Below are 9,186 nucleotides of genomic sequence, written 5' to 3' on the forward strand. Positions count from 1 at the left end.
CCCCATCCCCGGCCCTTCCCCCTCGAGGGGAAGGGAGGAGAAGAAGAAATGACGAAGATCCTTATCGGCCAAGATCCGCTGACTCTTAATCAGCTTCGCACGGTCCTGAACGGCCCTATTCAGGTCGAACTCACGCCCGCCGCCTGGGCCAATGTCGAAAAGGGGGCCGCGGTCGTCGCCGCCATCCTGGCCGAGGGGCGCACGGTCTATGGCATCAACACCGGCTTCGGCCTGCTGGCCAACACCAGCATTGCGGCGGAAGACCTTGAAGCCCTTCAAAAGAACCTGGTGCTCAGCCACGCCTGCGGCGTCGGCGAACCGCTGAGCGAGAACGTCACCCGCCTGCTGATGGTGCTGAAGATCGCCAGCCTGTCCAAGGGCGCCTCGGGCGTTCGGCGGCACACGCTGGAGACCCTGATCGCCATGGTCAACGCCGAGGTCCTGCCGCTGATCCCGGCCAAGGGCTCGGTCGGCGCCTCGGGCGACCTGGCGCCGCTGGCCCATATGAGCTGCGTCCTGATCGGCGTCAGCGAGGCCCGTTATCAGGGTCAGACGATGGACGCCGTCACCGCCCTGGCCAAGGCCGGGCTGAAGCCGGTCGTCCTGGGCCCCAAGGAGGGTCTGGCCCTGCTCAACGGCACCCAGTGCTCGACGGCCCTGGCCCTGGCCGGTCTGTTCGCGACCGAGGACGTCTTCGCCGCCGCCGTCGCCGCCGGCGCCCTGTCGGTCGATGCGCTGCTGGGTTCGGACGCGCCGTTCGACCACCGCATCCACGCCCTGCGCGGCCAGCCGGGCCAGATCGACGTGGCGCGCCGTCTGCGCGAACTGCTGGCCGACAGCGCCATCCGCGACAGTCACCGCCACGACTGCGCCAAGGTGCAGGACCCCTACTCCCTGCGCTGCCAGCCCCAGGTCATGGGCGCGACCCTGGACGTCCTACGCAACGCCGCCGCCATGCTGGAGCGTGAAGCCAACGCCGTGACCGACAATCCGTTGGTCTTCATCGAGGACGGCGACGTCATTTCGGGCGGCAACTTCCACGCCGAACCCGTCGCCTATGCAGCAGATCAGATCGCCATGGTTCTGTGCGAGATCGGCAATATCAGTGAGCGCCGCACCTCCATCCTGGTCGACCCCAAGATGACCGACCTGCCCGCCTTCCTGGTCAAGGACAGCGGCGTGAACTCGGGCTTCATGATCGCCCAGGTGACGGCGGCGGCCCTGGTGGCCGAGAACCGCATGGTCGCCCATCCCTGCGTTATCGACACCGTGCCGACCAGCGCCAATCAGGAAGACCACGTCTCCATGGCCACCCACGGCGCGCGTCGCCTGCTGGACATGGCGGCCAACACGGCGACCGTGGTCGGCATCGAACTGCTGGCCGCAGCCCAGGGCATCGACTTCCGTCGTCCCCTGACCACATCGCCGGAACTGGAGCAGACCTACGCCATCGTGCGGGAAGCAGCCGAACCCTATTCGTCCGACCGCTACTTCGCCCCCGATATCGCCCGGGCCACGGACGGGGTGCGGGCCGGTCGCTATCGCGCCTTCGCCGGCGACCTGCTGCCCTCGGCGTAAACCACGGAGAGCCTCGCACATGGACGACGTCAAACACTGGTCGAAGGTGGAGTATCTCCACCAGAGCGTGACCAACCCCAACATTCACGTGCGGGGCGAACACTCCTATTACAGCGACGCCTGGACTGGCGATTTTCAGTCCAGCGTCGTGCGCTACCTCTATGGCGACGCCTACAGCCTGGCGGCCTGGGAGTCACAGTGGCCCGTCGATCAGCTGCATATCGGCGACTATGTCTGCATCGGGGCCGAGGCGGTCATCCTGATGGGCGGCAACCACACCCACCGCACCGACTGGTTCAGCCTCTACCCCTTCCCTGAAATCATCGGCGACGCCTATGTCGGCAAGGGCGATACGCGGATCGGAGACGGCGCCTGGATCGGGATGCGGGCCATGATCATGCCCGGCGTCACCATCGGCGAAGGGGCGGTTGTCGCCTCGGGCGCCATCGTCACGCGCGACGTCGAGCCCTATGCCATCGTCGCGGGCAATCCGGCTAAGCCTGTCCGCAACCGCTTCGACGCCGAAACGACAGCCCTGCTGCTGGCCTTGCGCATCTACGACTGGCCGACGGCCAAGTTCGAGGCCCTGCGCCCCTTGCTTACCGCCTCGGACCCCCAGGCCCTGCGTGAAGCGGTCGCCGCATTCGACCGCGACAACTGACGGCGTGAACCCTATCGGTCATCGGCGCTTCTAGAAGGGGTGCGTCAGGATCGGTGAATGATGAAGAAGGCGGCGACGACAACGATTGCAGCGGTCGGCTTGGCCGCCCTGCTCGGCGGGGGCTGGATGCTGTGGCGCTCGACCTCGATCGCTCACGGACCGATGGCGGACGGGCCTTCGATCAGCGTCGATGTGGTGGCCCCGGTCGAACCGGAGCTGGCCCCCCGCCCCATTCTGGCGGTGGGCGAACTGAACAATGGCTATGAGCATGACCCGGAAAGGCTGGAGGCTCTCTCGCCGCTCAGCGCCGATGGGACCGCACTGGCCACCGCCTGGGTGGAGCCAACGTCGCCCCTGCCCCCGCAGCCCGTGATGGTGGAGCCGATGACGCCGACACCGCCGCGGATCGTGCGGCTGGACCCAGACGACTATAGTTTCGGTTTCGACCGCCCCTTGCCGGAAGCGGTCGTGGAGACGGCCCCGGTCGATCTGACCGAGGCCGCCGCCGACATCAACGGCGCGAGGTGACGCTGAGGGTGTAGTCGCCCTCTTCCGACGATGCGAGCGTGTTTGCGCGGATCGAATAGGTCCCGGCGCGCAGGCTCTGCACGATCTGAGCACTGGTGCCGCCGCCACTGTCGTCGTCCGACGCCATCGAGTCGCCGTCGCATTGCGGCCCTTCATAGAGGCCCAGGTAGGCGTCGAAATCACCCGAATCCAGACGGATGGCGACGCTGCCCGCGCGCGCGATGGTCAGAGCGTAGCAGTCGTAGAAGGAACCGTCGTCGGCGCGGCGGTCGCTGAACTCCAGACGGCCCGAGCGGCTTTCACCGACTGCGATCGGCAGAACCTGGGTGGTCGGACGAACGCGCTCGCCCGCAGAGACGCGCAGCTCATAACGGCCGGTCTCGCCCTCGCTCAGGGTATTGGCCTTGATGATCCACAGACCGCCGCTGGAGGCGAAGCGCAGCTGTGAGTTGGTGCCCATGTCGGGGCCGTCGTCATTAAAGACCGAGGTGTCGTCGCAGTCTGCGCCTGGCCCCGCCGACAGATAGGTGTCGAAGTCCGACGAGCTGAGCGTGACCGTATAGGCCTCCTCCGGGTTGGTCTGGACGACGTAGCAACGGTAGTGCGAGCCGTCGCCCATGCGGGCGTCCTTGGCGCTGAAATTGCCCTGAATGGTCTGGCCAGGGCGAATGCTGCTCTGGGCCGAGGCGGCGCCGGCGACTGCCAGGGCCGACGCCAGAACGGTCGTCATCAAAAGGGTACGCATGAGGGGGCTCCGTAGTGTTCCGAACCAGCGCCCTAACCCGAGCGCCTAAACAGTTGATTTATTTTACACTTAGCAAGGGTACGCGTTTCAGCGCCGCCATGTTGGCGGCATTGGTGCAGAAGCAGACGGTGCGCAGTTGCCGGATCACCGTCTGGAAGTGGGCGACCACCGCCTCGGTGGACTCTGTCGCCGCCTGAATGACGCCCGAGGCCATGCCGACCACGTCGGCGCCCAGGCGTACGGCCTTGGCGACATCGACGCCGTCGCGTACCCCGCCGGAGCCGACGATCAGGGCTTCCGGCAAGGCGTTGCGGGCCTCGGCGATGGCGCGGGCGCTGGGGATTCCCCAGGCGGCGAAGGCGGCGGCGTGGGCCTTGTCCGCCGGATCGGTCGCGCGTTCGCCCTCGATCAGCCCCCAGTTGGCGCCCCCGGCCCCGGCCACGTCCACGCCCGCCGCGCCCATGGCGATCAGACGCTGGGCGGTGACGGCGGAAATCCCCGCCCCCGTTTCCTTGACGATGACCGGCGCGTCCAGATCACGGATCAGGGCCTGAAGCGCGGCGCCGACACCCCACCAGTCGCGGTCGCCCTCGGGCTGACAGGCTTCCTGCAAGGGGTTCAGATGCACCACCAGGGCGTCGGCCCCGATCATGTCCAGCGCCCGCCTGGCCTGCTCGACCCCAAACCCCCGCGTCAGCTGCGCCGCGCCGATATTGGCCAGGATCGGCGTGTCGGGCGCACGGTCGCGTAAGGAGCGATCCAGCCCGCCCGTCGCTCCGCCCTCGATGGCCGCGCGCTGCGACCCGACGGCCAGGGCGATGCCCAGATGCTGGGCCGCCTCGGCCAGACGGGCGTTGATGGCCTCGGCGCGGGCCGGTCCGCCGGTCATGGCGCTGATCAGCAGGGGGGCCTGCAGTCGCCGACCGAGGAAGTCGGCGCCCAGGTCGATCTTGGCGTGATCCAGATCCGGCAGGGCCTCATGAACAAAGCGCCAGTCGTCGAAACCCGACGCCAGGGCGTGCCGCCCGCCCCCGGACAGCACCACGTCGAGGTGCTGGTCCTTGCGGCCCAGGATCAGGTCGTCGCTCACCTGCAACACATCAGGGCTGACGCTCGACCGTCAGGACATAGTCGCCGGTCGAACCCGGCGCGAAGCTGCGGGCGCGCACGACATAGGTCCCGTCGCGCGGCGCGGTCCAGTCCAGACGGGCGTGAGTGTCCGACAGGCTGTCATCATCCTCGGCCAGGCTGCGGAAGTCGCCCTCCTTGTCCTCGCCCACCTCGACCATGGCGTCGAAGGCCGGAGAGATCAGGGTGAAGCGCAGCTTCTCGTCGGCCTTGGCCTTGAAAGTGTAGGCGTCGAACGAAACCCCTTCGTCAGTCAGGGCGTCGTTGTCCGTTAGAGCGCCGCGCGCGGTCGAGCCGATCAACAGACTGCCCGGCCCCGGCTCCGGCCCACGGTCCGCGAACTCAAGCGAATACAGCCCCTTGCCGCTGCTCGAATAAGGAAGGGCGCGAAGGATGTAGTCGCCGTCCTCCGGCAGGGTGAAGGTCAGACGCGCGTCGGTGCCCTGACGCAGACCGTCGTCGTCGCTGGCCAGTTCCTCGAATTCCTCGCCCGCCTTGGCGACCTGCAACAGGGCGTCGAAATCGCCGGAACGCATGATGGCCTGAACCCGCTGACCCTCGGTTCCGCTGAAGGCATAGCCGTCGAACAGCCGCCCTGCGTCGTCGGTGGGGCCGCCCTCCTTCAGGTCGCCCTGAACCGTCTGTCCAAAGCTGAGCGCGGTCGGCGGCGGCGGCGGCGCCACCTCTTCCAGCTTCAGGTCATAGCGGCCGTTGGCGTCCGAGAAGCCGCGCGCCTCGATCAGATAGTCGCCGTCGTCGGGCAGGACGAAGGTCAGGCGCGCGTTCAGCTCGCCGCCGCTGTCATCGTCGGTGGCCAGGCTGTTGTGGTTGGCGTCGAACAACTCGAGGTAGCTGTCGAAGTCGTCGGCCTTCAGACTGATGGCCACACGCTGCCCGGCGCGTCCGGTGAAGCGGTAGAGGTCGGCGGCCGCGCCCGCGTCGCTCTGGGCGCTGTCGTCGTCCAGACGGCCGCTGACCTCATCGCCGATGGCGATGCTGCGCGCTTCAGGGGCCGGCGGGCCCTGTTCCAGCGACAGGCGATAATCGCCCTCGGCGCCGCTGCCGACCGAGGCGGCCTGGATCACATATTCCCCGGCCTGAGGGGCCGTGAAGACCAGATAGGAGTTCAACCCCTTGCCCGCGCCGTCATCGTTCTGAGCCGACTGGACGAACGAGCCTCCGACCATGCGGCCCACGCGGACCAGGGGGTCGAAGTCGTCGGATTCCAGCAGGACCGCCACGCGATCCCCCGCATTGGCCCGGAAGGCGTAGGCGTCAAAGATATTGCCGTCCTCGTCCTCGGCGTCGCCGCTGCTCAGGCGGCCCGAGACGTCCCCGCCGACCGTGATCCGGCCCGGACGCGGCTGACGCGGCGCCACCCGTTCGCTGAGGGCCAGGGTGTAGGCGCCGCTCGCCAGACCGGAATAGGCCCTGGCGCGGACGATGTAGACGCCGTCGGTCTCAGGCGTGAAGCGCAGGCGGGCGTTCATGCCGCTGCCGGCGCCGTCGTCGTCGGTCGCCAGCGGCTCGCCCGAGGTGCGGCCCTCGGCGTAGATCGCCAGGAAGGAATCGAAGTCGCTGCTGCGCAGTTCGGCCTGCAACCGCTGACCGGCCCGCAGTTGAACGCGATAGTCGTCGTAGCGGTAGGCGTCGCCGCCGCGGGTGCGCGCATCCCCCTCTTCCAGCCGCCCGCGGACTTCAGCGCCGATGCGCGTGTCGACGGCTGTTTGGGCGAAGGCGGAGCCGGACGACAGCAGGGCGATAACGCTGGCCGCCGTGAACAGGGCCCCGAACTGAGAATGACGCATGAAAACCTCTTTGCTGGCGCTATCATAGACGCCGAACCGCAGCGGCTGTAAATCGCGGCCACGCTTTCCAGTTCCCAAGCCCTTGGAGCCGATCATGGCTGACGAACCCGCCCGCGCCTCGCTGATCGACGGCAAGGCCTTCTCGCAGACCCTGGTCGAGCGCGTCGCCGCCGCCGCCGCGCGGCTGGAAGCGGCCCACGGGGTCAAGCCGGGCCTGGCCGTGGTCATCGTCGGCGAGGACCCCGCCAGCCAGATCTACGTCCGCAACAAGGGCGAGACGACGCAGAAGGCCGGGATGCGGTCGGACACCCACCGCCTGCCCGACACAACGACGCAAGCCGAACTGCTGGCCCTGATCGCAGCGCTGAACGCCGATGCGGGCATCCACGGCATTCTGGTGCAGCTGCCCCTGCCCAAACATATTGATTCGGCCGCCGTCCTCGGCGCCATCGACCCGGACAAGGACGTCGACGGCTTCCACGTCGTCAACGTTGGGCGTCTGGCGGTCGGCCTGCCGGGCATGATCCCCTGCACGCCCCTGGGCAGCCTGATGATGCTCAAGGATCAGCTGGGCGACCTGTCGGGCCTGAACGCCGTCATCGTCGGGCGCTCCAACATCGTCGGTAAGCCGATGGCGCAACTGCTGCTCGGCGAAAGCTGCACCGTCACCATCGCGCACTCGCGCACCCGCGACCTGCCCGCCCTGTGCCGCACCGCCGACATTCTGGTGGCCGCCGTCGGTCGTCCCGAAATGATCAAGGGCGACTGGATCAAGCCGGGCGCCACCGTCATCGACGTGGGCATCAACCGCGTGCCCTCCAAGGACCCCGTCAAGGCCGCCGAGGGCAAGACTCGCGTCGTCGGCGACGTGGACTTCCATGAGGCCGTCGAGGTCGCCGGACGCATCACCCCCGTCCCGGGCGGCGTCGGCCCCATGACCATCGCCTGCCTGCTGGCCAACACCTACACCGCCGCCTGCCGCTCGGTCGGCGTCACGCCGGATGATCTGGGCGGCTGAGGGGGTCCCCTCCCTCCCGCTCACCCCGGCGGACACCGGGGTCCAGTGAGAACCGCACGCGCACCCGCTGAAACCTAGAAAGCCTCTGGCGCCACTGATGGCCAAAGGACTGGATCCCGGCGTCCGCCGGGATGAGCGGATTAGGTTGTCAAAATTCCAGCCTTGAAGCGGAGCCTTTCCGCTCCGATAGTCTTTAGCGGATCAGCGGTCCTGCCGACCGCCGGAGGAAATCATGGCTGGATTCTCGCCCCGTCTCGCGGCCGTCGCCGCTGTCGTCGTCCTGACCCCCGCCGTGGCGGGTTGCGGCTACAACACCATTCCGACCAAGCAGGAGCGGGCCGAGGCCGCCTGGGCCGACGTCCAGAGCCAGTATCAGCGCCGGGCCGATCTGGTGCCGAACCTGGTCGCCACGGTGCAGGGCGCGGCCATTCAGGAACGCACCACCCTGACCCAGGTGATGGAGGCCCGGTCCAAGGCCACCAGCATCAACGTCGACGCGTCCAGCCTCAGCGACCCCGCCGCCTTCCAGCAATACCAACAGGCGCAGGGCGAGCTGTCGTCCGCCCTGTCGCGGCTGCTGGTGACGGTCGAGGCCTATCCCCAGCTTCAGGCCAATCAGAACTTCCTGACCCTGCAATCCCAGCTGGAAGGCACCGAGAACCGCATCGCCGTGGCGCGCCGCGACTACAATGAGGCCGTGCGCGACTACAACACGAGCCTGCGCACCTTCCCGACCGTAATCTGGGCCAAGACCCTGCATGGCGGCTCCAAGCCCATGCAGCTGTTCACGGCCACCGCCGAGGCCCAGAGCGCCCCGACCGTCAACTTCAACCTCGGCGTCCCCGGCGCCCAGCCGGGCGGCGGCGCGCCGGCGACGACGCCAGGCGCGGCGCCCGGTTCCACGCCGCCTGCCACAGCCCCCGCGCCGGCGGCGTAGTCAGCCCGACATGACCCCTTCCGCCCTCGCCCTGAGGGACAGGCGCGCGCCGGGCCTGATCCCGGCGTTGCTGCTCGGTCTCGCCCTGTGGCTGGCGGCCCTGCCCGTCCTCTCCGCCGAGATCAGGTTCCCGACGCTGACGGGCCGGGTCGTCGATGACGCCCAACTTCTGACCCCGGAACAGGAACAGGCCCTGACCGGCAAGCTGGCCACGCTGGAACAGCAGACCGGGGATCAACTGGTCGTCGTCACCGTCCCCTCGTTGCAGGATCAGGAGATCGAGGACTTCGGCTATCAGCTGGGTCGTCACTGGGGCATCGGCCAGAAGGAAAACGACGGCGGCGCCCTGCTGATCGTCGCGCCGAACGAGCGCAAGGTGCGCATCGAGGTCGGCTATGGGCTGGAGGGCGTCCTGACCGACGCCTATTCCTCCATGATCATCAGAGACGACATCCTGCCCGCCTTCCGCACCGGCGACTACGCGGCCGGCATCATCGCCGGGACCGACGCTGTCATCGCCCAGCTGACCGCCGATCCGGCCGAGGCCCAGGCCCGCGCGGCCGAGGCGAAAAGCGCGGCGAGCGAGCGCGAGGCGCCGATCCTGCCGGCCCTGATCATCTTCCTGATCTTCTTCTTCCTGTTCGTCAGCCTGGTCGGGGCGGCGGCGGGCGGCAAACGTCGACGCGGCGGCAAGGGCGGCGACGGCCTGACCCCCATCCTGATCTGGGCCGCCAGCGAAGCGCTGAAGAACCAGGGTCGCAGCGGCGGACGCGGCGGCTGGGG

Annotated in this window: 9 protein-coding genes; 6 read left to right on the top strand and 3 right to left on the bottom strand. The window is 68.3% G+C overall.

Features of this window, described 5'->3' with window-relative positions; genetic code table 11:
* The first annotated feature begins 48 nt into the window (after positions 1-48).
* The 3 genes from hutH to HX774_RS19105 are packed head-to-tail and all read left to right on the top strand — an operon-like array spanning position 49 to position 2,767.
* Positions 49-1,578 (top strand): histidine ammonia-lyase, encoded by a 1,530-nt coding sequence (hutH, locus tag HX774_RS19095; RefSeq protein ID WP_178828987.1) that lies wholly within the window; start codon positions 49-51, stop codon positions 1,576-1,578.
* A gap of 19 nt (positions 1,579-1,597) precedes the next feature.
* Complete coding sequence (locus HX774_RS20225) at positions 1,598-2,239, top strand: CatB-related O-acetyltransferase (RefSeq protein WP_178828988.1); 642 nt, start codon at positions 1,598-1,600, stop codon at positions 2,237-2,239.
* 57 nt (positions 2,240-2,296) lie between these two features.
* A complete protein-coding gene (locus HX774_RS19105) occupies positions 2,297-2,767 on the top strand; it encodes a hypothetical protein (RefSeq protein WP_178828989.1) in 471 nt (156 codons plus the stop codon).
* On the opposite strand, the gene HX774_RS19110 is transcribed toward HX774_RS19105, so the two are convergent.
* Genes HX774_RS19110 through HX774_RS19120 form a run of 3 tightly spaced genes read right to left on the bottom strand, consistent with a single transcriptional unit; the run spans position 2,751 to position 6,448 of the window.
* A complete protein-coding gene (locus HX774_RS19110; protein ID WP_178828990.1) occupies positions 2,751-3,512 on the bottom strand; it encodes a peptidase in 762 nt (253 codons plus the stop codon). The genes HX774_RS19105 and HX774_RS19110 overlap by 17 nt on opposite strands.
* Positions 3,513-3,570: 58 nt before the next feature.
* Complete coding sequence (gene fni, locus HX774_RS19115) at positions 3,571-4,602, bottom strand: type 2 isopentenyl-diphosphate Delta-isomerase (protein WP_178828991.1); 1,032 nt, start codon at positions 4,600-4,602, stop codon at positions 3,571-3,573.
* Positions 4,603-4,612: 10 nt separating this feature from the next.
* Complete coding sequence (locus tag HX774_RS19120) at positions 4,613-6,448, bottom strand: PPC domain-containing protein (RefSeq protein ID WP_178828992.1); 1,836 nt, start codon at positions 6,446-6,448, stop codon at positions 4,613-4,615.
* Positions 6,449-6,542: 94 nt separating this feature from the next.
* Between HX774_RS19120 and folD the strand changes: the two genes are divergently transcribed.
* The 3 genes from folD to HX774_RS19135 form a co-directional block, all read left to right on the top strand.
* Positions 6,543-7,466, top strand: a complete 924-nt coding sequence (folD, locus tag HX774_RS19125; RefSeq protein ID WP_178828993.1) for a bifunctional methylenetetrahydrofolate dehydrogenase/methenyltetrahydrofolate cyclohydrolase FolD — start codon at positions 6,543-6,545, stop codon at positions 7,464-7,466.
* Positions 7,467-7,698: 232 nt separating this feature from the next.
* A complete protein-coding gene (locus HX774_RS19130; RefSeq protein ID WP_178828994.1) occupies positions 7,699-8,403 on the top strand; it encodes a LemA family protein in 705 nt (234 codons plus the stop codon).
* 10 nt (positions 8,404-8,413) lie between these two features.
* The coding region (locus HX774_RS19135; protein WP_178828995.1) for a YgcG family protein at positions 8,414-9,186 on the top strand (773 nt) is incomplete at its 3' end.

This window comes from Brevundimonas sp. P7753 (genome assembly GCF_013386595.1).
Lineage (GTDB): Bacteria > Pseudomonadota > Alphaproteobacteria > Caulobacterales > Caulobacteraceae > Brevundimonas > Brevundimonas bullata.

Excerpts from the sequence above, each read along its gene's own strand:
- folD (WP_178828993.1), top strand. The coding sequence starts at position 6,543 with ATGGCTGACGAACCCGCCCGCGCCTCGCTGATCGACGGCAAGGCCTTC.
- HX774_RS19110 (WP_178828990.1), bottom strand. The coding sequence starts at position 3,512 with ATGCGTACCCTTTTGATGACGACCGTTCTGGCGTCGGCCCTGGCAGTC.
- HX774_RS19130 (WP_178828994.1), top strand. The coding sequence starts at position 7,699 with ATGGCTGGATTCTCGCCCCGTCTCGCGGCCGTCGCCGCTGTCGTCGTC.
- HX774_RS20225 (WP_178828988.1), top strand. The coding sequence starts at position 1,598 with ATGGACGACGTCAAACACTGGTCGAAGGTGGAGTATCTCCACCAGAGC.
- hutH (WP_178828987.1), top strand. The coding sequence starts at position 49 with ATGACGAAGATCCTTATCGGCCAAGATCCGCTGACTCTTAATCAGCTT.
- HX774_RS19120 (WP_178828992.1), bottom strand. The coding sequence starts at position 6,448 with ATGCGTCATTCTCAGTTCGGGGCCCTGTTCACGGCGGCCAGCGTTATC.
- HX774_RS19105 (WP_178828989.1), top strand. The coding sequence starts at position 2,297 with ATGATGAAGAAGGCGGCGACGACAACGATTGCAGCGGTCGGCTTGGCC.